Source organism: Streptomyces malachitofuscus (assembly GCF_055571035.1).
Genome location: NZ_JBVIGA010000053.1, coordinates 1 through 24,175 on the forward strand (window position 1 = coordinate 1; position 24,175 = coordinate 24,175).

Annotated in this window: 16 protein-coding genes; 8 read left to right on the forward strand and 8 right to left on the reverse strand. The window is 72.5% G+C overall.

Annotated elements, in window-relative coordinates; all coding sequences use genetic code 11:
• Positions 1 to 90: 90 nt before the first annotated feature.
• Positions 91 to 1,458: an acyltransferase gene (locus ACZ44S_RS38600; protein WP_466938067.1), complete on the reverse strand. Its 1,368-nt coding sequence runs from the start codon at positions 1,456 to 1,458 to the stop codon at positions 91 to 93.
• A 324-nt stretch (positions 1,459 to 1,782) separates the two neighbouring features.
• Here ACZ44S_RS38600 and rfbH point away from each other — a divergent pair, with 324 nt between their 5' ends.
• Complete coding sequence (gene rfbH, locus ACZ44S_RS38605) at positions 1,783 to 3,084, forward strand: lipopolysaccharide biosynthesis protein RfbH (RefSeq protein ID WP_466938069.1); 1,302 nt, start codon at positions 1,783 to 1,785, stop codon at positions 3,082 to 3,084.
• Positions 3,085 to 3,169: 85 nt separating this feature from the next.
• Here rfbH and ACZ44S_RS38610 read toward each other — a convergent pair whose 3' ends face one another.
• Both ACZ44S_RS38610 and ACZ44S_RS38615 read right to left on the reverse strand, forming a co-directional pair.
• Positions 3,170 to 4,384, reverse strand: a complete 1,215-nt coding sequence (locus ACZ44S_RS38610; protein ID WP_466938071.1) for a macrolide family glycosyltransferase — start codon at positions 4,382 to 4,384, stop codon at positions 3,170 to 3,172.
• Between the two features lie 40 nt (positions 4,385 to 4,424).
• Complete coding sequence (locus tag ACZ44S_RS38615; protein ID WP_466938072.1) at positions 4,425 to 5,018, reverse strand: dTDP-4-dehydrorhamnose 3,5-epimerase family protein; 594 nt, start codon at positions 5,016 to 5,018, stop codon at positions 4,425 to 4,427.
• A 201-nt stretch (positions 5,019 to 5,219) separates the two neighbouring features.
• Here ACZ44S_RS38615 and ACZ44S_RS38620 point away from each other — a divergent pair, with 201 nt between their 5' ends.
• Entirely contained in the window at positions 5,220 to 6,221 is a 1,002-nt protein-coding gene (locus ACZ44S_RS38620; RefSeq protein WP_466938074.1) for an NAD-dependent epimerase/dehydratase family protein, read from the forward strand.
• A gap of 168 nt (positions 6,222 to 6,389) precedes the next feature.
• Here the strand turns inward: ACZ44S_RS38620 and ACZ44S_RS38625 are convergent, their stop codons facing one another.
• From ACZ44S_RS38625 to ACZ44S_RS38640, 4 genes are all read right to left on the reverse strand, one after another.
• On the reverse strand, positions 6,390 to 7,181 hold the full coding sequence (locus ACZ44S_RS38625) for an AfsR/SARP family transcriptional regulator (protein ID WP_466938076.1): 792 nt from the start codon (positions 7,179 to 7,181) through the stop codon (positions 6,390 to 6,392).
• Positions 7,175 to 8,179: a dTDP-glucose 4,6-dehydratase gene (rfbB, locus tag ACZ44S_RS38630; RefSeq protein ID WP_466938078.1), complete on the reverse strand. Its 1,005-nt coding sequence runs from the start codon at positions 8,177 to 8,179 to the stop codon at positions 7,175 to 7,177. The genes ACZ44S_RS38625 and rfbB overlap by 7 nt, the downstream gene beginning before the upstream one ends.
• Before the next feature lie 77 nt (positions 8,180 to 8,256).
• The gene (locus tag ACZ44S_RS38635) at positions 8,257 to 9,504 is read right to left on the reverse strand and encodes an activator-dependent family glycosyltransferase (protein ID WP_466938080.1); all 1,248 of its coding nucleotides are present in this window, start codon (positions 9,502 to 9,504) and stop codon (positions 8,257 to 8,259) included.
• A gap of 42 nt (positions 9,505 to 9,546) precedes the next feature.
• Entirely contained in the window at positions 9,547 to 9,756 is a 210-nt protein-coding gene (locus ACZ44S_RS38640; RefSeq protein ID WP_466938082.1) for a ferredoxin, read from the reverse strand.
• 296 nt (positions 9,757 to 10,052) lie between these two features.
• On the opposite strand from ACZ44S_RS38640, the gene ACZ44S_RS38645 reads away from it, so the two are divergent.
• The 6 genes from ACZ44S_RS38645 to ACZ44S_RS38670 all read left to right on the forward strand — a co-directional run bounded on the left by ACZ44S_RS38645 (position 10,053) and on the right by ACZ44S_RS38670 (position 21,490).
• Complete coding sequence (locus ACZ44S_RS38645) at positions 10,053 to 11,276, forward strand: cytochrome P450 (RefSeq protein WP_466938085.1); 1,224 nt, start codon at positions 10,053 to 10,055, stop codon at positions 11,274 to 11,276.
• A 55-nt stretch (positions 11,277 to 11,331) separates the two neighbouring features.
• Complete coding sequence (locus tag ACZ44S_RS38650) at positions 11,332 to 12,552, forward strand: cytochrome P450 (RefSeq protein WP_466938087.1); 1,221 nt, start codon at positions 11,332 to 11,334, stop codon at positions 12,550 to 12,552.
• A gap of 7 nt (positions 12,553 to 12,559) precedes the next feature.
• Positions 12,560 to 13,969, forward strand: a complete 1,410-nt coding sequence (locus tag ACZ44S_RS38655; RefSeq protein ID WP_466938088.1) for an acyltransferase — start codon at positions 12,560 to 12,562, stop codon at positions 13,967 to 13,969.
• A gap of 248 nt (positions 13,970 to 14,217) precedes the next feature.
• Complete coding sequence (locus ACZ44S_RS38660) at positions 14,218 to 17,094, forward strand: ATP-binding protein (protein WP_466938090.1); 2,877 nt, start codon at positions 14,218 to 14,220, stop codon at positions 17,092 to 17,094.
• A 415-nt stretch (positions 17,095 to 17,509) separates the two neighbouring features.
• Positions 17,510 to 20,440, forward strand: a complete 2,931-nt coding sequence (locus tag ACZ44S_RS38665; RefSeq protein ID WP_466938091.1) for a helix-turn-helix transcriptional regulator — start codon at positions 17,510 to 17,512, stop codon at positions 20,438 to 20,440.
• Between the two features lie 483 nt (positions 20,441 to 20,923).
• On the forward strand, positions 20,924 to 21,490 hold the full coding sequence (locus tag ACZ44S_RS38670) for a LuxR C-terminal-related transcriptional regulator (protein WP_190167450.1): 567 nt from the start codon (positions 20,924 to 20,926) through the stop codon (positions 21,488 to 21,490).
• A gap of 200 nt (positions 21,491 to 21,690) precedes the next feature.
• Here ACZ44S_RS38670 and ACZ44S_RS38675 read toward each other — a convergent pair.
• On the reverse strand, positions 21,691 to 24,175 hold a 2,485-nt coding region (locus ACZ44S_RS38675; protein ID WP_466938093.1), incomplete at its 5' end, for an SDR family NAD(P)-dependent oxidoreductase.

Genomic DNA, 24,175 nt, shown 5'->3' on the forward strand with positions numbered 1-24,175 from the left:
TCCTTTTGTAAGAACAAAAACCAACAAAAAAGGAGATCCCCACCACCCCCTCCCCCCCCCCCCCCCCGCCCCCTCGTCCGCGGCAGGCGGTCAGGGACGCCCCGGACGCCCGGAAGTGTCGCGCAGACGCCCGGCCCACGCGGGGGTGAGCAGCGCGTCGGCCGCGTCACGGGGGATGCTCAGGCGGACATCGCGGCCGTGGTCGTCGTCCGGGGTCGGGGTGATGAGGACCGTCCACGGGATGGGATTCGCCGGGAACTCGAACCAGAACGGCCGTCCCGCGCCGAACTCGACGGCGTAGACGGGGATCCGGCTGGTGTTGTTCAGGGCGACCGTGCCCTCGAACGCGTCCAGGGACATGCGGCTGAACACGCGGTTGGAACGGCCGGCCGAGCGCTGGGCCTCCAGGAAGGCGGCCTCCTCCCGGATCCGGTCGGGGGTGACACGGTCCAGGGCGGCCCGTACGGCCGCGACCGTGTGCGCCAGGGGTTCCTCCCGCAGCTCACGTGCCGGGAGCAAGGCCGTGGTGTTGGAGACCGCGTTGCCCCAGTAGCCGTCCGGAAGACGGTCCTTGAGCGCGGCGCGCAGCCCGACCACGATCCCCAGGCGTTCCTCCGCTCCGGGTTCCCGGTCGCGCAGCGCGCCGAGGACGCGCCACAGGTGCGCTCCGAGTGCGTCGCCGCTGGACGCCGGCGGCCGGTCGGCGTCCTGGCCCGCCCGCGCCGTCTCGCGCAGGGCGAGGACCTCGTCGGCGGTGAACCGGACGGTGATCGTGCGCATCTTCCGCGCCCCGGCGTTGACCTTCCAGATGAACCCGGCCTTCTGCCGTCCCGTGACCACGGTGTACTGCGGGTCGTCCGGTGCCGGACGTACGTCGTCGGCGAGTCGGCCGAGCAGGGCACGGTCGTAGGGCGCGGGCCGGGTCTCCTCGCCGGCGTGCGTGCGGGACCAGTGGAGCAGGAAGTCCAGGTAACCGGTGCCGTCGACCACGGCGTGGTTGATGGAGACGCCGAGCACGGACCCGCCGCCCCGCATGTGCGTGACCTTGACGGAGAGCAGGGGTGTGTCGTGGCCGACGACGCGGAAGGCGTTGACGGGGTGGATGTAGCGGCGCAGATCCTGCCACGCCGGCCGGTCCGGCCCGTGGTCGGGCATGGCACGGTCCGCGTGGGCGACGGAGAAGACGGCGCCATCGTCGTCGCACGCCACGGCGAGTCCGCCGTCCGGATCGCGTACGAGACGTCCGGTGAGCAGCGGATAGTGGGCGAGCGTGCGGCGCAGGGAGTCCTCGACGGCCTCGTCGTCCAGCGTCCGCCGGTAGAAGAAGGTGCGCGGTGTGGCGAACGTGCCGTTCATCAGGTCGTGCACGCCGAGCCGGACACGCACACCGTACGGCGCTCCTGCGCGCAGGACGACGGTGCGCCCGGGGCTGCCCCCAGGCGGGCGGCCGATCTTCATGGGAGTCTCCAGGGACGGGCGGGGGGCCCGCGCCGGGCCCGGCACCTCAGCCTGCCGGGCCGGGACCCGTGAATTCCCTAGAACAGTCGCCGCTGCGCACGGCTGAGAACCGTCGCCGCTGCGCACGGCTGCCGGCGCGAGGGGCCCCGGCGGCGGTCAATGTTTGGTGGATCCCTAGATTCGGCCGGTGTTCCTGGCCCGGGGGCACGGACGCGTGCTGGTCTGGGGTTCCCCCGATCGAACGATACGGGCGTGGGGACCCGCTTCGACTGCGAGCCGGCCGTACGTCTCGTCCCCACCGGCACACACAGGAGGCCAACAGCCGTGGGGAACGACAAGACCGAGATCCTCGACCTGGTCCGCGCGTACCACCGTTCCACCGTCTCGTCGGAGTTCGTCCCGGGTGTCACCCCGGTGCAGGCCTCGGGTGCGGTGCTCAGCGAGGACGACCGGGTGGCCCTGGTGGAGGCGGCGCTCGACATGCGCATCGCCGCCGGTGTCAGCTCGCGCCGGCTGGAGCGTGCGCTGGCGAGGTACTTCGGGCTGCGCAAGGCGCATCTGACCAATTCCGGTTCGTCGGCCAACCTGCTGGCGCTGGCCAGTCTCACCTCACCGCAGCTGGGCGAGGACCGGCTGAAGCCGGGTGACGAGGTGATCACGGTCGCCGCCGGTTTCCCCACCACGGTCAACCCGATCCTGCAGAACGGCCTGACGCCGGTCTTCACCGACATCGAACTGGGCACCTACAACGCCTCGCTGGAGCGCGTGGAGCAGGCGATCGGCCCCCGCACCCGCGCCATCATGATGGCGCACGCCCTGGGCAACCCCTTCCAGGTGAAGGAGATCGCCCAACTGGCGCAGGATCGCGACCTGTTCCTCATCGAGGACAACTGCGACGCCCTGGGCAGCACCTACGAGGGGCAGCTGACCGGCACCTTCGGTGACCTCGCGACGGAGAGCTTCTATCCCGCCCATCACATCACGACGGGTGAGGGCGGCTGTGTGCTCACGGACAATGTGTTCCTGGCACGGATCGTGGAGTCGATGCGGGACTGGGGCCGCGACTGCTGGTGCGAACCGGGCGAGGACAACCGCTGTTTCAAGCGGTTCGAGCAGCAGATGGGGTCGCTGCCCGAGGGCTACGACCACAAGTACATCTTCTCCCACGTGGGTTACAACCTGAAGTCGACCGATGTGTCGGCGGCGCTCGGGCTCACGCAGCTGACCCGGATCGACGAGTTCGGCAGGGCCCGCCGGCACAACTGGGAGCGGCTGCGCAAGGGCCTGGACGGGCTGCCGCACCTGCTGCTCCCGGAGGCGACGCCGGGCAGCGACCCGAGCTGGTTCGGCTTCGCCATCACCGTCGAACCGCACGCCCCGTTCGCGCCGGGCGCCCTCATCGACCACCTGGAGTCCAGCAAGGTCGCCACGCGCCGCTTCTTCGCGGGCAATCTGACCCGCCACCCGGCTTACGAGGGGCGGGAGTTCCGGGTCAGCGGGCCGCTCACCAACAGCGACATCACCACCGAGCGGACGTTCTGGATCGGCGTGTACCCGGGCCTGACCGACGAGATGATCGACCACAGCATCAACACCGTGATCGAGTATGTGACGCTGCCGCACTGACACCGTGAACGCCCGCGGGGTGGAGCCCGGCACCTTCCGGTGGTGCCCGAGCCCCACCCCGTCGCCGTGAGCGGGTGCCCGCCGTTCAGCCCACCGCGGGGGACCGCGCGGCCCAGGCCTCCAGCAGGTCCGCGGCGCGGGTGGCGCCGCCCGCCTCCCGCACCGCCTCCCGCATGCGGGCCAGGGCGGCCGGCGCCGCCGGGTCGCCGAGGAGCCCGGCCACCGTGTCCGCCAGGCTCCGGGCGGTCAGACCGGCCCGGGGCAGCGAGCGGCCCACCCCGCACTCCTCCAACCGTTGTGCGCTCAACACCAGTTCGTGTGCGTGGGGCAGGGCGACCACGGGTGTTCCGTAGGCCAGGGACTCCATCAGACTGCCCATGCCGGCGTGGCACACGAACACGTCGGCGTGCGGCAGTACGGCGGGGTGCGGCAGCCAGGAGTGGGCCTCGACATGGGCCGGCAGCGGCCCCAGGAGCGCGGGATCGGTGTCCCGGCCGAGGGTCATCACGACATGCCATGTGTCGGCGGGGAACGCCTCGGCGCACAGCCGGAAGAGCCCGCCGCGGTCCCCCGACTCCGTGCCCAGCGAGACGAGGGCGACCCGGCGCCCGTCGGTGGGCGGCGACCACAGGCCGGGGCCGGGCTCGGTGAAGGTGGGGCCCACGAAGGCGAACCGCTCGTCGAAGCCGTCCCCCTCGATCTGGAAGACACGGGGCAGGAAGACCAGGTTGCGCTCGTCCCATTCGGTGCCGTAGCGGCCCATCTCCTGCGGGCCGATGCCGTGTCCGCCCATGAAGTCCATGAGCACCCGGGCGCCCTCCGCCATCAGCGGATGCCCGGGATCCCACAGCTGGGCGCGCAGGGAGAACTTCTCGTTGGCTGCGTGGCTCGGGCAGACCTGCACCGGCACGGCGTCCAGGACGCGTGCGGCGACCCGGCCGGCGGCGACGGTCTCGAAGTCGTAGAGCAGCACGTCGGGCGGGTCCGCGGCGAGGGCGTCGCGTGCCGTGGGGAAGACGGTGCGGACGGTGTCGACCAGGAGGTCGTACCCGTCGCGGGCGAGCCGGTCGGGGCTCGGGTCGGCACTGCGGTAGAAGTCGCCGCGCGCGGAGGTGTAGGTGACGGCGCGGGCCCCGCTGTCCTCGACGAGCGGAGCGAACCGCTCGTCGACGACGTAGGTGACGCGGTGGCCCCGTGCGATGAGTTCGCGGGCCACTCCCAGGGTGGGGGCGACATGGCCGAAGTCCGCGAAGAGCAGCAGGGCGTAGTGGCGGGCGGGTGCGGGGGTGCCGGGCGGCATGGCTCTCCGATGGGTGTTCGGCCGGGCGGCGGCCAAGGGGTCAGCGGGTGGTGCGGCGCAGTGCCTCGTAGTGCGCCAGGCAGTCCTCGTAGCGGGCCAGCACGCCGGTGTCGCGGGCCTCGGCGACGGACATCGCCGAGGCGTCCTTCCGCGACATCAGGGGTGTCTCCGACAGACGCCAGGGCAGGTCGAGTTCCGGGTCGAAGGGGTCGATGTCCACCTGGGTGCCGGGCACGAACTCGGTGGAGCACAGATAGGACACGCAGGTGTCGTCGGTCAGGGCGAGGAAGCCGTGCACCAGGCCCTCGGCGACGAACAGGGTGTCCCCCGACTCGGCGGACAGCCAGTTCGCCTCGTGCACACCCCAGGTCGGGGAGCCGACCCTGAGGTCCACGACGATGTCGAGGACCGCGCCGCGCACCACGCACACCACTTTCGCCTGTCCCGGCGGCAGCAGTGTGCCGTGCAGTCCGCGCAGGGTGCTGCGGCGCGACACCGAGTAGTTCACCTGCGCCACGGGCACGGGACGGCCGAGCTCCTCGGCCAGCCTGTCGTGCCGGAACGACTCGTAGAAGCTGCCGCGCTCGTCACGGAGCTGGTGCGGGGTGATGTGGTAGGCGTCCGGCACAGCCATCTCTCGAACCTTCATGGTGGCCACACCGTAGGTCGTCGGGATCGAGGACCGATCGAGGACGGCCGGTGACCGGCTCCACTCGACGGTGCCTGGATCGGTCCTCGATCGGCGGCTGCTTCAGTGGAGGGGTCACACCCGCGGGTCCGCGGGGCAGCACACGGTGTACGGGCGCACGCGCGCGGGCCCGGGAGGAGAGTCGCAATGGCGGAGGTCGGTGCGCTGGGACTGCCCAACACGGCGGACAGGGGGTCCGGCCGTGTGGTGGTTCTGGGGGCGACCGGGTTCGTCGGCCGCCACGTGGGCGCCGCCCTGGAGCGGGCCGGTTACGAGATCCACGCCGTGGCCCGCCATCCGCGCAAGACCCCGGCGTCCTGGCGCTTCCACCCGATGGACCTGGCCGACGCCGGGCCCGGGGCGCTGGCCGGACTCGTCGACGCGGAACGCCCCGTGGCCGTCGTGAACGCGGCGGGCGAGGTGTGGTCCCGTACCGCCGAAGGGATGCACCGCAACAACCGGCTGCTGGTGGACCGCCTGCTCTCGGCGCTCGCCGCAGCCGGCCACCGGCCGCGGCTGGTGCAGTTGGGGTCCGTGCACGAGTACGCGCCGCAGCCTCACGGGGTGTGGCTGACCGAGTCCTCGCCCGAGGAACCGGCCACGGACTACGGGCGCACCAAGCTCCATGGCACCCGGGCGGTGCTGCGGGCCGCGCGGACGGGTGCCGCGGACGCGGTGGTGCTGCGGCTGTCGAACGTGATCGGCGCCGGCACCCCGCGGGGGAGCCTGCTCGGCCAGGTGGCCGCCCAGCTCCTCGACCGTCCGGTGCGAGGGCGGCCCGCGGAGGTGCGGGTGTCGCCGCTGCGCAGCAGCCGGGACTTCGTCGACGCACAGGACGTGGCGGGGGCCGTCCTGGCGGCGGTGGGCGTCGCGGAGGCCCGCGGGCGGGTGGTGAACGTCGCGAGCGGCACCTCGCAGCCGGTCCGGGACATGGTGGACCTGCTCATCTCGATCAGCGGCCGCCCCGCCCGGCTCGTGGAGCGGCCGGGGGCGGGCGCGCGTTCACTGCCGGACGCCGACTGGATGGCCGTGGACGTGTCGGCCGCGCGCACGGTCCTCGGCTGGGAGCCCCGGCGCGCCCCTCGCGACATGGTGGAGGACCTGTGGCGGGCCGCGGCCGGGCACGAGGGGGCGGCCGCCGGTGGGTGAGGCGCGGGCGCCGCTCGGTACGGAGCAGGGTGCCGCGGGCGGCGGACGGACCACGCGGGCGGGACGGCAGCCGGCCGACAGCGGCAGCGGCCCCGTCCCGACGGGCCGTCACATGCCCGCCGTCCCCGTCCCCGTGCCGGTGAAGGGGCCGGCCCCGGCGGACCGGGGTCAGCCGGGCAGGAGGTCGAGGTCGGCGGTGCTGACCCGGTCGGTCAGCACGTGCTGGCGCAGCCGCTGGAGGCCGGGCGAGGGATCCAGGCCCAGCTCCTCCCGCAGCCGTGCGCTCAGCCGCTGGTAGACCTCCAGCGCCTCACTGCGCCTGCCGCACCGCTCCAGGGCGATGATGAGGGTGCCCTGGAACCACTCGTGCAGCGGGTGTGTGCAGGTGAGTTCCTTCAGTTCGCCCACGAGTTCGCGGTGCCGGCCGAGACGGAAGCCGGCGGTGATGCGCAGTTCCTCGGCCCGCAGGTGCAGTTCCTCCAGCCGCTGGACGTGGCCGCGCAACGCGGGCCCGTGCGCGACATCCGTGAAGGGCGGTCCGTGCCAGAGCGGCAGGGCGCGGTCGAGGAGCGCGAGGGCACCGGCCGGATCGTCGTCGGCGAGTGACGACCGGGCCCGGCCGGTGAGCAGGGCGAACTCCTCCGCGTCGCACTCCCCCGGCGCCACCCGCAGCAGATATCCGTGCGCGCGGGTGACGAGCGGGCCGGTCTCGCCGGGCCCGGGGTCCTCGCCGCCGTGCAGGGCCTTGCGCAGCTGGTAGGCGTAGGTCTGGACGGTGGCGGTGGCGCTGCGCGGCGGATGCCCGGACCAGAGTTCGGTGGTCAGCGCGCTCAGCGGGACGACGTGGTTGCGGCGGGCCAGGAGGACGGCCAGTACCTGCCGGACCTTCGGCGCCGTGGGGGTGACGTCGCGGGCGCCGTCCGACACCCGCAGCGGGCCCAGGGTGCGCCAGGTCAGCACGGCGCGGCCCCGGGCGTCCGGTCCGGGTCGAGCGCCTGCCCCCACACATGGGGGTTGTCCCGGTACCAGGCGACCGTCTCGGCGAGTCCTTCGGTGAAGTCCTTCTGCGGCTTGTAGCCGAGCTCGACGTGCGCCTTGCGCCAGTCCACGGAGTAGCGGCGGTCGTGCCCCTTGCGGTCCGCGACGTACTCCACGCTGTCCCAGTCGGCGCCGCACGCCTCGACGAGCAGCGCGGTCAGGCCTCGGTTGTCGAGTTCGGTGCCGCCTCCGATGTTGTAGACCTCGCCGGCCCGGCCGCCGGTGCGGACCAGTTCGACGGCGCGGATGTGGTCGTCGACGTGGAGCCAGTCGCGCACGTTCAGGCCGTCACCGTAGAGGGGGACCTTCTGGCCCGCGAGGAGGCGGGTGACGAACAGCGGGATGATCTTCTCGGGGAACTGGTGGTGCCCGTAGTTGTTCGAGCAGCGGGTGACGCGTACGTCCAGGCCGTGGGAGCGGTGGTAGGCCAGGGCGACGAGGTCGCTGGCCGCCTTGGAGGCGGCGTACGGCGAGTTGGGGTGCAGGGGCTGCTCCTCGGAACAGGAGCCCTCGGGGATGGAGCCGTAGACCTCGTCGGTGGAGATGTGCACGAACCGGTCGATGCCGTGGTGCAGCGCCGCGTCCAGGAGGGTCTGCGTGCCCAGGACGTTGGAGCGTACGAACTCGGCGGCTGCGGTGAGGGAGCGGTCGACGTGCGACTCGGCGGCGAAGTGCACGACCTGGTCGTGCTCGGCCATCAGCCGGTCGACGTGGTCGCGGTCGCAGATGTCGCCGACGACGAGCCGGAAGCGGCCGGAGTCGGCGACCGGGTCGAGGTTGGCCGGGTTGGCCGCGTAGGTGAAGGCGTCGAGGACCGTGACGGTGACGTCGTCGGGGCCAAGGGGTCCGAGCAGGGTGCGGACGTAGTGGGAGCCGATGAAGCCGGCCCCGCCGGTCACCAGGATGCGCGTCTTACTCATCGGGGTGCGGCGCGTCACCGGGCGTACGGAGCGGCGCCGTCCTCCTTCCTCAGGGCGTGCGGTTGCGGTGCGCCGGTTCAGCGGGCCGCGGTGAGACGTTCGAGTTCCGGGACGACGGCGTGCGGGGTGGGCATGGCCGCCGACTCGTCGCGCAGCCGGCGTGCGGCGGTGGTGAAGGACGGGTCCTCCAGGAGACGCCGGGTGAGGTCCGCCACGCGGTCCGGGTCGGCGTCGGTGTGGTGCAGGAAGAGGCCCGCGCCGCTGTCCTCGAGGCTCCGGCCGCGCAGTTCCTGGTCGGCGACGAGGGTGGACAGGGCGAGCTGCGGCACGGCGTTGACCAGGGCGGTGGAGAAGGTGCCCCAGCCGCCGTGGTGGACCACGGCGGAGCAGGTGGGCAGCAGGGTGCTCAGTGCCACTCCGCTGACGGCCCGGACGTTGGCGGGCAGGTCGTCGAGCTGCCCGGCCTGTTCGGGCATGAGCGCGGCGACGACGTCGGCGTCGAGCCGGGACAGGGCGTGCAGCAGGCCGGCGACGTCCACGTAGTCGCCGCCGTAGGCCTCGGTGTTGGTGCGGCCCAGGGTGACGCAGACGCGGGGCCGCTTGGGCTGTTCGCGCAGCCAGTCCTCCTGCACCGCGGCGCCGTTGTAGGGCACGTACCGCATGGAGAGCTGCCGCAGGTCGCTCGCCGGGCGCAGGCTCTCGGGCAGGGTGTCGAGGGTGAACATGCCGTTGAGCAGTTCTTCGTCGCAGCGCACGCCGTAGGCGCTGCCGCGGTCGTCGATCCAGTCGGCGAGCGGGTCGGCCCGCTCGTCCTCGGGGGTGTCCCGGGCGAGTTCGACGAAGGTGCGCCGGGCCTGCCCGTAGACATCGGCGCACCACAGCAGGCGCGCGTGGGCGGCGCCGCAGGCGCGGGCGGCGATGCCGCCCGCGTAGGCGATGGGGTCGCGGATGATCAGGTCGGGACGCCAGGTGCGGGCGAGGGCGACGAGGTCGTCGAGCATCGGGTCGTTGTAGCGGGCGAACCCGTACGGGACGCTGATCGAGTACCGCTCGACGAGGCTCGCGTGGTCGACGTCGCCGTAGCCGAGGCGGCTCCAGTTGGCGACGTCGGCGTCCTGCGAGTCCCGGGCCACGGCCATCTCGCGGTGCAGGTCGTGGTCGGTGCCGACCGGGGCGGCGACGAGTCCCGCGCCGGTGACGGCGTCGTTCAGGGACGGCGCGTTGGCCATCAGCACCTCGTGCCCGGCGGCCGTCAGGGCCCAGGCCAGTGGCACCATCGTGAAGACGTGCGACTTCTCCGGCAGGCCGGCGAACAGGACGCGCATGGGTTCCTCTCCTGGTCGGGTCCGTGGGGGCGCGGGCGGCGCTCAGGCCGCCCCCGGGCGGTCCTCCGTCACGGAAATGGCGCTCAGCGGGCAGGACTCGACGGCCTCCCGCACGGCGGGGGTGTGTGCGGCGCCGGGCCGGTCGACCAGCAGCACGGCCATTCCGTCGTCGTCCTGGTCGAAGACCTCGGGGGCGATGAGGGCGCACTGGCCGGCGCCGATGCACCTGTCGTGGTCGATCGCGATGTCCATGCGGTTTCCTGTGCGCTCGTCGCTCGGGTGGGACGGGTGGAGCGAGGCCATCTTGCGGTGCCCGGGCCGGGGTTGGGCCGTACGCCGACCGCTGACTGGGGTTTCCTCCAGAACTTCGCACGCCGTGCCGGGGCGTGGGGCCCCGGGCGGGGACGTCGCGGGCAGTACGCGGTGAATCCCTAGACTGCGCGGCCCTCGCTGGCCCGGCCCGGCGACCCCGTGCTGGAGTGACCGGGCCGGCGGGAACGCCGCGTGCCGAAGCCGAAACGTACGACACCTGCGAAAGGGGAACCTGGGTGGCGCAGCACAGTAGCCCGGACACGCTCGACCCGGCGCCCGGGTCCGGCTCCTCGCCACAACGCCCGCCGACCGTGGAGCCGGACGGCGGGGCCACGTTGCTGGCCTGGGCGGCCCGGATGCGCGACGAACAGCCGGTGTGGCGCGACGGTTCCGGCCATGTGCACGTGTTCCGTCACGCGGACGTGCAGCGGATTCTCGCCGATCCCGATACGTTCTCCTCGGACACGGTGGGCCGGCTGTCGGGCGGCGAGAAGCAGGCTCCGCGCGGCACGCTGCTGCTTCTGGACCCGCCGCTGCACGGCAAGATGCGCCGTCTGGTGAGCAAGGCGTTCACGCCGGGTCTGATCGCCGGCCTGGAGCCGTGGATCACCGAACTGACGGGGCAGCTGCTGGACGCCGCTCCCGGGGACGCCTTCGATCTGGTGGACACGCTGGCCAATCCGCTGCCGGTGACGGTCATCGCCCGCATGCTGGGCGTCCCGGAGGAGGACCGCGACCGCTTCCAGGGCTGGGCGGACCAGTTGCTGTCCACCGACCCGGAGGACCCGGAGAGCGTGCGCCGCATGGAGGAGACGGCCGTCACCATCTCTGCCTACCTCCAGGGTTTCATCGAGGCCCGGCGCAAGGAACCGCGCGGCGACCTGCTGAGCACGCTGGTCGGCGCCGAGGTCGACGGGGAGCGGCTGGAGGACGAGGACATCGCGAGCTTCGCGACCCTGCTGCTGCTCGCCGGGCACATCACCACCTCGGTGCTCGTGGGCAACGCGCTGCTCTGCCTGGACCGTGACCCGGAGCTGTCGGCGAAGGTCCGCGCGGACCGCTCGCTGATCCCGGCGGTGATCGAGGAGACGCTGCGGCTGCGTCCGCCCTTCACCCGGATCGAGCGCGTCACCACCGCCGGCACGACCGTCGCCGGAACGGCGGTCGGCCCCGACACGCTGGTCCATCTGTGGCTGCTGTCGGCCAATCGCGACGAGCGGGTCTTCGAGGACGCCGACGCGTTCCGGCCGGACCGTTCCAACTCCCGTCAGGCCGCGTTCGGGCACGGCATCCACTACTGCATCGGGGCCCCGCTGGCCCGGCTGGAGGGCCGGATCGCGCTGGAGGCCCTGCTCGACCGGTACGACCGCATCGGCGTCGACCGCACGGTGCCGCTGAGCTGGCACGGCACCAACGTCTTCGGCGCACGTCATCTGCCGCTGCGGGTGCGCCGCGCGTGAAGCCGGGCGCTCCGCACACACCTCGCCCTTCCCCACTCGCCGACGGAGTGACTTCATGAAGCCCAGGCCCGGCCCGCCCGTGATCCCCTCGGAACGCGGCAGGTGCCCGTTCGACCCGCCGGCCGAGTACGCGCGGTTGCGCGCCGAGGAGCCGGTCAGTCCCGTGACGTTCAAGGTGGCGCCCAAGGACACCTCGGGCTGGCTGGTGACCCGCCACGACCTGGTCCGGCAGATCCTCGCCGACGAGCGTTTCAGCCACCGCAACGAACTGCTGGCGCATGTGGTCGCCCCGCCGTTCCCGATGACCGAGTACGCGCCGCAGCCCTCGCCGCCCGGGTCGTTCGCGAAGATGGACGCCCCCGAGCACACCAAGTACCGGCGGCTGCTGGCGGGACACTTCACGCTGCGCCGCATCCAGGCCTACGAGCCGCAGCTGACGCGGATCGTCGACGGCGCACTGGAGGAGATGGCCGCCCAGGGCTCCCCCGCCGACCTGGTGACGGACTTCGCGGAGAAGGTCAGCCTGCGCTCGGTGTGTTCGCTGATGGACGTCTCCCCCGAGCTGATGGACGGCATCCAGGAGCACTTCGGCGCGCTGATGACCCTCACGTACACGCTGGAGGAGTTCATCCACCACGTGGAGTCGATGGACGCGCTCATCCGGCCGATGGTGCGGGAGCGAATGGCGCAGCGCGGCGGGGACTTCTTCGGACGGCTCGCGGCGACCGGTGAGCTGACCGAGGACGAGCTGGTCAACCTGGCGGTGCTCACCCTGGGCGGTTCCCTCGACACCACGCCGAACATGCTGGCCCTGAGCACCTTCGCGCTGCTGGAGCACCCGGACCAGCTGGCCCTGCTGCGCGACCGCCCGGAGCTGTACGAGGCCGGCGCGGTGGACGAGCTGCTGCGGTATCTGACGATCTCGCAGATGGGTTCGAGCCGGTGCGCGCTGGAGGACGTTGAGGTGGGCGGCACCACCATCAGGGCCGGCCAGACGGTCGTCCTGTCGCTGCCCGCCGCCAACCGCGACCCCGAGGTCTTCGACGAACCCGACCGGCTGGACGTGACCCGCGTCCCGCGCAAGCATCTCGCGCTGGGCTTCGGGGCGCACCAGTGCCTGGGCCAGCACCTGGCGCGGGCGAGCATGCGGATCGGCCTGCGCAGCCTGTTCGCCCGGTTCCCGGCGCTGCGGCTGGCGACACCGGCCGAGGAGGTCCCGCTGCGCGACCGGGCCGTGCACTACGGCGTGGACCGACTGCTCGTGGCCTGGGACTGAGGCCGCCGTGGCACGGAGAAACACCGCCGCACGGGCGGGGAAGAAGGACCGGCCCGCCTTCCGCACGGTCGTCGACAGCCGTGTGGAGCGGGTGCACACCGTTCGTGCCGGGCGGGCCGACGGCCGCCGTGTGCGGCTCACCGGCTACGACCTGCTCACCGGCCCGTGGTACACGCCGCTGACGTTCTTCTACCGTGGCACGCTCGACGGCGCGGCGCTGCGCGACTCCCTGGCGCGCACGCTGCGCCGCTACCCGCTGCTGGCCGGGCGCCTGGAACGGGACGCGGACGGCGGGCTGAGCGTGGTGTGCACCGACGCGGGCGTCCGGTTCACCGAGGCGTCCTGTCCCGACCCGATGCGTGACTACGGGCACGGACTGCGCGCCCAGCCGGTCATCGGGGACCTGCTGCGCGAGGTGAGCGCCTTCGGCGTGGTGGGCCGTGACACCCCTCTGCTGAAGATCCGGCTGACCCGGATGTCCGGCGGCGGGTCGGTCCTCGGTGTGCTCATCAACCACACCCTCGCGGACGGGGGCAGCACCGTCGCCTTCCTGGAGAGCTGGTCGCGCGAGCACCTCGGGCTGCCGTGGGACGACCCCGGCCACGACCGCGACGTACTGGACCGCCTGGGCCGGCCGTCCGCCGATCCCGCGACGCGGGAAGCGCGGGCGTTCGTCGGGACGGGCCGGATCCGGCATCTCACGACCACGCTGCGGGCGGGGATCAACAAGCTCGCCACCGTCACGACGCGCTTCAGCGCGGCGGAACTGGCCGCGCTGAAGGCCGAGGCGCAGCGGACGCCGGCGGAGCCCGGTGCCTGGGTGTCGACCAACGACGCGCTGACCGCCCATCTGTGGCAGGTGCTCGGTGAGCTCAGAGCGCGCCCGGCCGGGGAGACCGAGTGGCTGGGGCTGATCGTCGGCGTGCGGCAGCGGCTGGGGGACGCGCTGCCCGCATCGTACTGGGGCAACTGCGTGAGCAACAGCTGGACTTCGCTCACGGCCGGCCGACTGCGCGAGTCGCCGCTCGGCTCCGTCGCGCGGGATGTGCGGCGCTGCCTGGAGAGCAACACCGAGGACAAGATCCGCGACGAGATCGCCTTCCTCAACTCCTATCGGCGCAAGGGGGTTTCCCGTCATGTGATGTCCGTGCGGGCGCCCGACGTGTCGACGACGTCCGTGTCGGTCAACAACTGGTCGCAGTTCCCGCTGTACCGCATCGATCTGGGGGCCGGGCGGCCGTTCTGGTACGAGTTTCCCGACCTTCCGGTGCCGACGGTGCACATCGCGCCCACGCCGGACGAGGACGGGGGCCGGGATGTCTACCTGTGTCTGCCCGAGTCCGACGCCGCCCTCGTCGGCACCCGACCGTGGCGGGAGCGGCTGCACGTGTACAGCGGGTCACCCATCGGCCCGTGACGGGATGCGGCGGGGCCGGCGCCGCGCGTCCGCCGCTGCGCGACCGGCCCGGACGACAACACCCGGGACGAAGCCGCCGCTATGGGACAAGAGTGATCGCGGACTTCCCAGTCGGCTTAGGGTGAGCCAGGATGACGCGTGCAAAAGGGGTGCAGGGACGGGTCACTGGTCATCACGGAACCTCCCCTGGGGCCGCGCAACACACGTCCCGGGACCACCACCGGTGCTCCGGGAGGGAGGACACGGCGATGACCGCTGCGCACGGGAGCAGTCCCCGGGAGCGGCTGCCCGGCGGGCCGGATCCGGGGCTGGTGGAGCGCGAACGCGAACTCGCCGTCATCTCCCGGCTGGTCCGGAGCACCGCGGCGGGTGATCCCGCCCTGGTGGTGTTCGAAGGCCCGGCCGGAATCGGTAAGACGGCCCTGCTGAACGCACTGCTGGACCAGGCCCATGACCTGCGCCTGCGCGTGGTCCACACGCGGGCCGGGCAGATGGGGCACCGCCTTCCGCTGAGCACCGCACACGCCCTGCTGACCGGTCTGAGCACGGACGGTTCGGCCGGGCTGCCGCTGACCGCGTGGCCGAGCCCGTCCGTCTGGCCCCCGGGCCGTCCACGAGGACTCCTCTGCTACGACGTCGACTCCACCAGTGTCTCCTTCGCCGTGCTGGCCGAACTGCACGAGGTCGTCCGCACCGCCGCGATGGCCGGCCCGCTGGTGATCGCCGTCGACGACGTGGAGGAGGCCGACGCCGCGTCCCTGCGGTTCCTCGCCCACACCGCGCGCCGGATGACGGGTCTGCCCGTGCTCCTCGCGCTCGCGCGGTGCAGCGGCACCCATGTGGCGGCCCTCAACGAGGTGGCGGCCCTTCCCCTGTGCCAGGTGCTGCGGCCCCGGCCGCTCACCGGCTCCGGCATCGGCCTGCTGACCCGGCGGCTCGTCGGGACGGAGACGGACTCCGCGTTCCAGGAGTCCTGCCTGGCCGCCACCAACGGCAACCCGCTGATGGTGACCCGGCTGCTCACGGGGCTGCGCGAAGAGGAACTCCCCCTCACCGCAGCCCACTTCACGTCTCCGGACGAGGACGACGCGCCCGCTTTCCGTCCGCGTGCGCTGCGTCTGCTGCACCGGCAGCCGGAGGCCACCGTGCAGGCGGCCCGCTCGCTGGCCGTGCTCGGCGACGGCGCGGCCCCTGAGACATGCGCGCGGCTGGCCCATCTGGACAGCACCGCCTTCGTCGGCTCGGTGCTGGTCCTGATCTCGCTCGGGTTCGTGACCTCGAACGACGACGGGACGTGGTCCTTCGTCCACTCCCTGCTGCGCAACGCCGTGCTCGGTGACATGTCGGAGGAGGAACTGGCCTCCGCCCACGGGCGGGCGGCCCGGCTGCTGCACGACAGCGGGTCGAGCGCCGCGGACGTGGCGGAGCACCTGTGCCGCGCCGCCACCGTGCCGGAGCCGTGGGCGGGGGCGGTGCTGCGGGAGGCGGCCCGCGAGGCCATGCTGCGTGGCGCGCCGGACCGGGCGGTGGAACTGCTGCGCCCGTGTATGCCCGAGGGCACCGAGGACGCCTGCGACCCGGCCCTGCTCGTCGAGCTGGGCGTGGCGGAGACACGGGTGGACCCCAGGGCCAGCATCCGCCACCTGACGTCGGCGCTGGAGCGGGCCTCCCTGCCCGAACTGCGGTCGGCGGCGCTCGGTGCCCTCACCGAGGCGCTCACCCGTCAGGGACAGGTGGCCCGCGCGATGGCGTTGCTGTCCCAGTACCGCTCGGACGCGACCGCGGCCGACGTGGGCAGTGCGCAGCTGATGGAGGCGCAGATGCTGATCGCGGCCTCGGCGAACCGGGCCGCCTACGCCGACCTGCTCGAGACGATGACCTTCGACCTCTCGCTGTCCGGCGAGAGTGCCGGGGAGCGCGCCCTGCTCGCGGCCCGCGCCGTGAGCTGCGTCATCCGCCTGGACCGTGTCGCCGAGGCCGTCGCCGCCGCCCGCACCGCCACCGCCCGCGGCTCGTCGACCACCGATGCCGCCTCCTTCCCGTGCGCCGCGGGACTGGCGTTCCTGTACGCCGACCTGCCGCACGAGGCGGAAGGCGTCTACCGGCAGTTACTGGACGACTGCGACCCGCTGACCGACCAGAGCCATCCGACTCTGCTCGCCCTCAGCGCGCAGGCGCACCAGAGACTCGGAGCCCTCGACGAGGCGCTGCGGGCCACCGCCGCCGTTCTGCGGAACGTCACCGTCTCGCAGGCCGCCGAGCACCAGGCGCAGCCGCTCGCGGTGCGGCTGCACACCCTGCTCGACTGGGGCGACCTGGCGGAAGCCTCGCGTCTGGAGGCGGAGATACCCGATCCCCGGGACGACGCGTGGCAGTGGAACGAGGTGCTCTGCGCCCGCGGCCGGCTGCACCTGGCGAAGAACGATCCCGCACGCGCCCTGGTCCTCCTCGAGGAGTGCGGCCGCAGGGAGGCGCAGTGGGGGCGCATCAGTCCGGCCGTCTCGCCGTGGTGGTACTGGGCCGGGCTCACCCATCTCGCGCTCGGTGACCGGCGTGCGGCCCTCGCGCTGGCGGAGGAGGCCGTCGGCCACGCCCGTGCCGCGCAGCTGCCGTGCGCCCTGGGGGCGGGTCTTGAGCTGTGGGCGGAGGCGGTCGGTGACGACGAGCGGCCGCCGCTGCTGGAGGAGGCCGAGCAGGTGCTGATGGGCACCCGGGCGGCGCTGCTGCGGGCCCGCGTGCGGGTTACGCGGGGGAAGTTGCTCCACCGGCTCGGATACAACAAGGCGGCCCGTGAGGTTCTGCGTCAGGGCTGGGAGGAGGCGTACGCCGTCGGCTCCCGGTCGCTGCACAAGGCGGCCCACCGGGCCCTGATCGCCACCGGCGCACGCCCGCGCCGTCCGGTCTCCCGCGGCTTGCCGGCCCTCACGCACAGCGAGGCCCAGGTGGCCCGCCTGGCAGCGGACGGCAGGTCCAACGCATGGATCGCCGAGCGGCTCTTCGTCACCCAGCGGACGGTGGAGGTCCACCTGACCTCGGTGTACCGCAAGCTGGGGCTGTCGGGGCGGCGGGAGCTGCGGGACGCGCTGGGGGCGGCGGACACCGGCACGGCCGCGCACGGGACGTGACCGTCCGTCCGGGACGCCGTTCCCCGCGCGTGCCCGTGACGGGCCATTGGAGATCCGCCCATTCCCCGGCAATGGGGACCGCCGGTAACTGACCTCAAGTCAAAACACATGCGGTCAATGAGGCAGGGAATGAAACCGTTCTCAAAATTCCGTTGAACGATGGAGGATCGGGCCCCGGGCGGTTCACGACCCATTCCCGTGACACGCCCTTCACGGGAATGAAGCAAACATCCCCGGACTCCGCCTCACCTGGCACGCTGTGCCACTGCATAAAGGCTCACCACCGGGACGGCGGCACACAATGTCGTTTCTCCGTCGTTTTTCCTCTTCCCTTGCTTGCCCGCCCCCGGCTGTGGTCTGCTGACCGCTCAAGCTTTCAAGGAACTTTATTTGCACCTGCGGGAGTTCATCAGGCATGAGCGACTCCAGGGGGAGAACCACCACCGTGTTATTGGAACGCGAGTCGGCACTGGCGCAGGCCACCGCCGCGCTGCGCCGCGCCGAGGACGGACACGGTGCGTCGCTGGTCGTCCAGGGCCCGATGGGCGTGGGCCGCTCCGCTTTCCTCGACTCCCTGTCGACCCTGACACGCGAGCGGGGACATCTGCTGCTCAGGGCCCAGGCGTCGGCGGCCGAGGAGTGGTTCCGGCTGGGCATCGTACGGCAGTTGGTGGACTCGCTACGGGCGATCGCCCCGCGTGAGGACTTCGCGCGCTGGCTGCACAAGGCCGCTGCCTCGCTTCCCGGCGGCACGTCGACCGCGATCCCGCCGGACGACGCGGACACCGGGCGCCCCCAGTGGTCCGCGCTCACCTGGGAGCAGGCGCCCCGTTGGCTGGCGGCGCTCCTCGGTTCCATCGCCGAGGACCGGCCCTTGGTCCTCATGGTGGACGACCTCCAGTGGGCCGACACCGAGTCGCTGCAGGCGCTCGCGCTGCCTCTCGCGCAGTGCGCACGGCGGCCGGTCCTCTTCGTGTTCTCCGTGCTCCCCGGCGACGTGCGCGGCAACCGGCAGCATGTACGCGACCTTCTCGTGCCGTTCACCTGCACGGCGGGACCGCCCGCCGCCCAGGATCCGTGCGCGTGCGCCGATCACCCTCGTCACCGGACGCTGGAGCTGTCCGCGCTGGGCCCCGACAGCGTCCGCCTGCTGGTGGAGCAGGCCTTCCGGGAGACCTCGGACACGGTGTTCGTGGAGACCGTGTCGGCGCGTTCCGGCGGCAATCCCCTGCTGCTGCGGACGGTGCTGGACGAGGCGCACTATCTGCGGCTGCGCCCCACGGCGGCGCACGCCGCCGTCGCCGCGACGCTGCGCCCCGAGCGTGCGCGGCAGCGTCTCGACGCGTTCTTCCGGTCGCAGCCGGATCATGTGCGCCGCGCCGCCTATGCCCTGACCGTGCTGGGCACGGCCGCGGACGCCCCGTTCGTCGCGCACCTCGCCGAACTCGACGACGTGGGGCTGACGGAGGCGATCGACGTGCTGCGTCGTGCGGGTCTCGTCGACCCGCGGTACTGCCGGCTCACCTCGGGGACGGTGCTGCGCGACCTGCTCGAAGAGCACATGCCCGCCGAGGAGCGTACCGCCATGCGCGGGGTCGCGGCCGAGCTGCTGCACCGTACCGGGCACCCGGCGGAACTCGCCGCGGAGCAGTTGATGGGCGCGATCAGCCTGCACGGACCGGAGGCGGTGGGGATCCTGCGGACCGCCGCGGACAGCGCCCTGCGCCGCGGTTCCCCCCGGGACGCGGCACGCTATCTGCGGCGGGCGCTGCTGGACTCCTCCCTGTCCGGACGCGACCGGGCCCTGCTGCTGATCGACCTCGCCACCGCCGAGCGCAGCTTCGCCACCGCCGCCTCACTGCGGCACGTCGTCGAGGCCGTCCCGCTCTTCGACTCCGTACGGGAGCGGGCGGACGCGGTCGCGCGGCTGGGGCCTCTGCAGATGGACCCGCCCGCCTTCCGCATCGACACCATCCGGGCCGCCGTCGCCGAGGAGCTGGGCCGGTCGGGCAGCGGGGACTGGGTGGAACGGGAGCTGGCGCTGCGGCTGGAGGCCCGCGAGCACATCCTGTCGGCGCAGGACCCCGAGCACATCCGGCGGGCGCTGCGCCGCTTCCGCGATCTCGGTCCCTCGCCCCGGCTGGCCACCACGGGGGAACGGGAACTGGTCACTTCTCTCATGCACATCGCCTTCGTCGCCAACGCCGTCCCCGCGGACCAGCTGACGGGGCTGTGCACCCGGCTCCTGGAACAGGAACCTCCCACTCCCGAGCACGTCCACACCACCGTGCCGCTGGCCGTGAACATCCTGTCCGGTGCCGGGCAGGTGGAGGGCGCGGCGAACTGGCTGCGCGAGGCCAACAGGCTCGCCCAGCACCGGGGCGGTGACGTGGAGCAGGCCGTCATCCGCTGTGAGCAGGCCCTGGTGGCGCTCGCCGACGGGCACCGGGCCTACGCCCAGGAGAAGGTCATCCAGGCCGACGCCCTCGCGGGCCCGGAGACCAGCGGACTGCCGACCGTGTGCGCGGCCGTCCTCGCGATCGTCGCCATGAACAGCGGGCGGCCGGAGCTGGCGGAACAGATCCTCGTCCAGCACCGGCTGCACGCGGAGAACCAGCACTTGGCGGCGCTGCTGCACGTCGCGCGCGGCTCGCTCGCGGCCCGGCGCGGTGAGCCGCGGACCGCGCTCGACCACTTCCGGACCGCAGGCCGGCACACGGAGGGCATCGGCTGGCTCAACCCGGTCGTCCTGCCGTGGTCCTCGTGCGTCGCCCTGATGCACCACCGTCTCGGCGAGCACCAGGAGGCAGTGGCCGCCGCGGAGCTGGAGGTCGGAAGGTATCGCGCCTGGGGCTCCGACAGCAGACTGGGCCGCTCCCTGATCGTGCTGGGCAGGGTCACCCCCGGACGTCGGGGCACCGAGGTGCTCGAGGAAGCCGTCACGCTGCTGGAGAAGGGCAGCAACGCCTACGATCTGTGCCGGGCCCTGTACGCACTGGCCGTCCGTCGGGAAACCGGACCCGGCAGGAGAACCTCCGCCCTCGAACGGGCCCGGCAGCTGCTCGAGGAACACGACATGCCCGAGCTGGCCGAAAAGGTACGTGGGATAACGAGTAAGAAGGCGGGGAAAACCGGAACGTCCGGCAAACGGCTCACACCGTCGGAGCGCAAAGTCGCCCGGCTCGCCGCGACCGGACTCAGCAACTCGGAAATCTCCGGCCAATTGGGCACGTCGTCCCGCATGGTGGAGAAGCATCTCACCAACGCATACCGGAAACTCGGCATTTCCGGGCGCCCCGAACTGGGCACGGCGTTGAAGAGACTCGACGGAGGACAGTTGGCCTGAACCGGGCGCCTGCCGGGCATCGAAGCCGATACCCGGCCGGAACCGGCTGCCCGCCGGAGTGCGTGGGCCCTCGTGCGGGACACCGGCCGTCCGAGAGATCCTTCTCCGTTCCCCCCACCGAACCACCGAACCACCGAACCACAGTGTTTTGGAGCCACGCAAAAGTTTGCTTGACCCGTCTGCGGACGCATTCCTAGGCTCAACCGCAGGTGCCCAAGGCGCTCATGAGGGGTCATCGACCACGGCCCCGAACAGGCAGGCCCGACCAGCCGGCCAAGAGCATCGCCCACGGGTGGTAATCCCCCACAGTTGAATCCAGAAAGACGGTGCGTCGCAGTGACCACGCGAATAGCAGGCCCCTGGCACAACAGAGACAGGGCGGCGGCTCCGCACACTTCCTCGGCTCCTCAACGAACACAGCATGATGGCCGGCCACACGTCGAGACCAATCGCCGCCTGTACACGGCGCACATCGACACCGACATGCACATTGTCGCGGCGGAGCCCGATTTCTCCGTGCCGTTCGGCCGCACCTCCGCCGACGTCTGCGGACGGAATCTCTATGAGCTTCTTCACCCCAGCTCCCCGACGGTGCTCAAGCGACACTTCAACCGGCTTTCGGAGGGGCGCTGCACTCGCTTCGCCTCACGCATGGTCGGCCTGGGGGACGAGGGCCGGGCCTTCTCGGGAGAACTGACGGGCATCGCCGTCCGGAACACCACCGGGCTCGTGTCCGGCATCGTGGTGCAGGTGCGGCCGGACGACGCGGTGACCGGAGCGGACGCCGACGAGGGCGTCGTCAACCCCAAGGACCGGCTGCTGAGCAAGCTCGACGCGCAGGTCCTGGAGGGTGTCGCCAGCGGCGCCTCCACAGTGCAGCTCGCCAGTCGGCTCTACCTCAGCCGGCAGGGCGTCGAGTACCACGTCGGTCTCATGCTGCGAAAGCTCAAGGCCCCGAACCGGGCGGCTCTTGTGGCACGTGCCCACTCCATGGGCATGCTGTCGGTCGGCCAGTGGCCACCGCGGGTTCTGCCGGATTTCATCAAGTAGCAGCGTCCCTCGCCGGGAGCGACCCTCCCGGACCGGGCAGACACGGCTTCTCGCGGCCGACGCCACCACCGCCCCGCGAGGCCCGGCGGCCGTACCGAACCTGTCGGTACGGCCGCCCGGCCATGTGCGGGGCAGTCGTCGCGGTACGAGACGGGCTTGCGCCGGCCGGGGCGCGGCGGCGCGCGGGCCGGCCGGCGCCGCTACTGCTCCAGCTCGCGGCTGATGAGGTCGAACAGCTCCTCGTCACTGGCCCCTTCCAGCCGGTCGCCGAGCGACGGACCGCCGTCCGCCGTTCCAGGGCCGCCCTGGCCGTCGCCTCCGTCCGCCTCGACCTCACCCAGGAGCGCCTTGAGCCTGGCGCCGAGCAGCGTGCGGACGTCCTGGTCGGGACCGGCCTGCAGGATGCGGGCGACGCTGCTCTCCAGGTCGGCCAGCATCGTCGCCATGGTCCCGCCCTCGCCGGAGAGTTCGGCGTCCAGGTGCTGCGCCAGGGCAGCCGGAGTGGGGTGGTCGAAGACCAGGGTCGCCGGCAGTGACAGACCGGTGTCCTTGATCAGAGTGTTGCGCAGCTCCACTGCGGTGAGCGAGTCGAACCCCATGTCCCGGAAGGCCCGGTCGGCGCCGACGCCAGTGATGTCGGCATGTCCGAGGGCCCGGGCGGCGACCCTCCGCACATGGCCGAGGAGGGCTTCCGCACGCCCCTGCGGCGACAACGCGGCCACCTGATCGACCAGAGCGGGCCGCCCCGCCGCGGAACCGGGTTCCGGCCCCGCCGCGTCGGCCCCCTCCGACACCCCCGCAGCCCCCGGGAGACCCGTCAGGAAGGGAGCCGATCGGCGGCTGGTGAACGCCGGTACAAAGCGTTCCCACTCCACATCGGCGACCACGACCGTGCCGTCGCTCCCGGCCAGTGCCGACTCCAGCCCCAGCAGGGCATGCCCCGGGTCCATCGTCCGCAGACCACGGCGCTCCAGTTCCGTCGCACCCGCATCCGAGACCATCCCGCCGCCCGCCCAGGGCCCCCAGGCCACGGAAACGCCCACGGCCCCGCGAGCACGGCGCGCCTCCACGACCGCGTCGGCCACCGCGTTCGCGGCCGCGTACGCGGCTTGCCCGCCGCTGCCCCACACACCGGCGATCGACGAGAAGACGACGAAGGCGCTGAGATCCCGCTCCCGCGTCAGCTCCTCCAGGTGGATCGTGCCGAGGGCCTTCGCGGCCATGACCCGCTCCACCTGGGCGGGCGTCGTCGTGTCGATCGGCTCGACATCCAGCACACCCGCCACGTGGGCGATGCCGTCGACCTGGTGGGCCTCGAGCAATGCGGCGACCTGGGCGCGGTCGGCGACGTCGCACGAGACGATGTCGACGCGTGCCGCGCCCGCCGCCTCCAGCCGGGCGACCGTGCCGGCCGTACCTGCGACGTCCGCACCGCCTCGACTGGCGAGCACGACCTCCCTGGTCCCCCGCCCGGCGAACCATTCGGCGACCCGCACCCCGAGCGTACCGGTGCCACCGGTGACCAGCAGGCGCCGAGGAACACGGCTGTCGTCGCCGCTCCATGACGCCGACGCGGATGCGGGCAGCGGTGCGGGACGCAGCCGACGGGCGTGGACCGCGGCACCGGCCACCGCCACCTGGTCCTCGCCACCGTGCGCCAACAGCGCGGCGACCGCAGCCAGTTCACTGTCCTCCGGCTGCGGACCCAGGTCGACGAGACCGCCCCAGCGTTCCGGATGCTCCAGCGCCGCCACTCGGCCGAACCCCCAAACGGCGGCCTGAGCAGGATCGCCGGGTGCACGGCCGGGGCCGAAACCGGCCTGGGTGAGGACCCACAGCGGTGCCGACTCTCCCATGCTGCCGAGTGCCTGGACGAGCGTCATCGTGTCGATCACGCCGGGATGCGGCTCGGCCGCGGGCGCTGCCTCGCCCGTGCTCGACGCGGGCAGGCTCAGACAGGAGATCACACCGGCCGGCGCGTCCCCGTCGAAGGCCTGCTGCAGCGCGCGGGCGAGCGCCTCCCTGTCCCGGGCGTCACAGGTGAGCCGCTCCAGCCCCGGGACGAACCGCTCGAGCCCCGGCACAGGGGGAGCGGCACCGGGACCCTGAAGCAACAACCAGCGTCCGTCGGGGGCACGGTGGAGCGGCAGCTCCACCGCCTCCCACTCGACACGGTAGCGCCAGCCGTCCACCTCGGCCCGTTCCACGTGCTCGCGGCGCAGGTCCGACAGCGCGGGGAGGACCGCACCGAGGGCGTCCTCATCCACCCCGAGTGTGCCCGCCACCTCCTGCGCGCCCCGCCCCTCCAGCATCGACCAGAACGACGCGTCGCCGTCAGCGGCGGGTCCGGCCGCCGATGCCACCGTGCGTGCGGTGACCGTGGGCCAGAAGCGCGTGCGCTGGAAGGCGTAGGTGGGCAGGTCCACCGGCGGGGCGTCCGCAGGGGCGGGCGGCAGGGCGGCGGTCCAGTCGACCTCCGCTCCGTTCACGTGGAACAGGGCCATCGCTCGGAGGACGGCCGGGTGTTCCGGGCTGTCCTTGCGGAGGGTGGGTGTGAGGAGGGCGGGGCTGTCGTCCGGGATGCAGTTCCGGGTGAGGGCGGTGAGGGTGCCGTCGGGGCCGATCTCCAGGAAGCGCGTCACGCCGTGGGTGGTGAGTGCGGTGATGCCGTCGGCGAAGCGGACG

Bases quoted from the DNA above. Each gene is read 5' to 3' on its own strand.
- ACZ44S_RS38610 (WP_466938071.1), bottom strand. From the start codon at position 4,384: ATGCCGCCCGGCACCCCCGCACCCGCCCGCCACTACGCCCTGCTGCTC.
- ACZ44S_RS38660 (WP_466938090.1), top strand. From the start codon at position 14,218: ATGACCGCTGCGCACGGGAGCAGTCCCCGGGAGCGGCTGCCCGGCGGG.
- ACZ44S_RS38620 (WP_466938074.1), top strand. From the start codon at position 5,220: ATGGCGGAGGTCGGTGCGCTGGGACTGCCCAACACGGCGGACAGGGGG.
- ACZ44S_RS38665 (WP_466938091.1), top strand. From the start codon at position 17,510: ATGAGCGACTCCAGGGGGAGAACCACCACCGTGTTATTGGAACGCGAG.
- ACZ44S_RS38650 (WP_466938087.1), top strand. From the start codon at position 11,332: ATGAAGCCCAGGCCCGGCCCGCCCGTGATCCCCTCGGAACGCGGCAGG.
- rfbB (WP_466938078.1), bottom strand. From the start codon at position 8,179: ATGAGTAAGACGCGCATCCTGGTGACCGGCGGGGCCGGCTTCATCGGC.
- ACZ44S_RS38640 (WP_466938082.1), bottom strand. From the start codon at position 9,756: ATGGACATCGCGATCGACCACGACAGGTGCATCGGCGCCGGCCAGTGC.
- ACZ44S_RS38600 (WP_466938067.1), bottom strand. From the start codon at position 1,458: ATGAAGATCGGCCGCCCGCCTGGGGGCAGCCCCGGGCGCACCGTCGTC.
- ACZ44S_RS38670 (WP_190167450.1), top strand. From the start codon at position 20,924: ATGCACATTGTCGCGGCGGAGCCCGATTTCTCCGTGCCGTTCGGCCGC.
- ACZ44S_RS38615 (WP_466938072.1), bottom strand. From the start codon at position 5,018: ATGGCTGTGCCGGACGCCTACCACATCACCCCGCACCAGCTCCGTGAC.
- ACZ44S_RS38635 (WP_466938080.1), bottom strand. From the start codon at position 9,504: ATGCGCGTCCTGTTCGCCGGCCTGCCGGAGAAGTCGCACGTCTTCACG.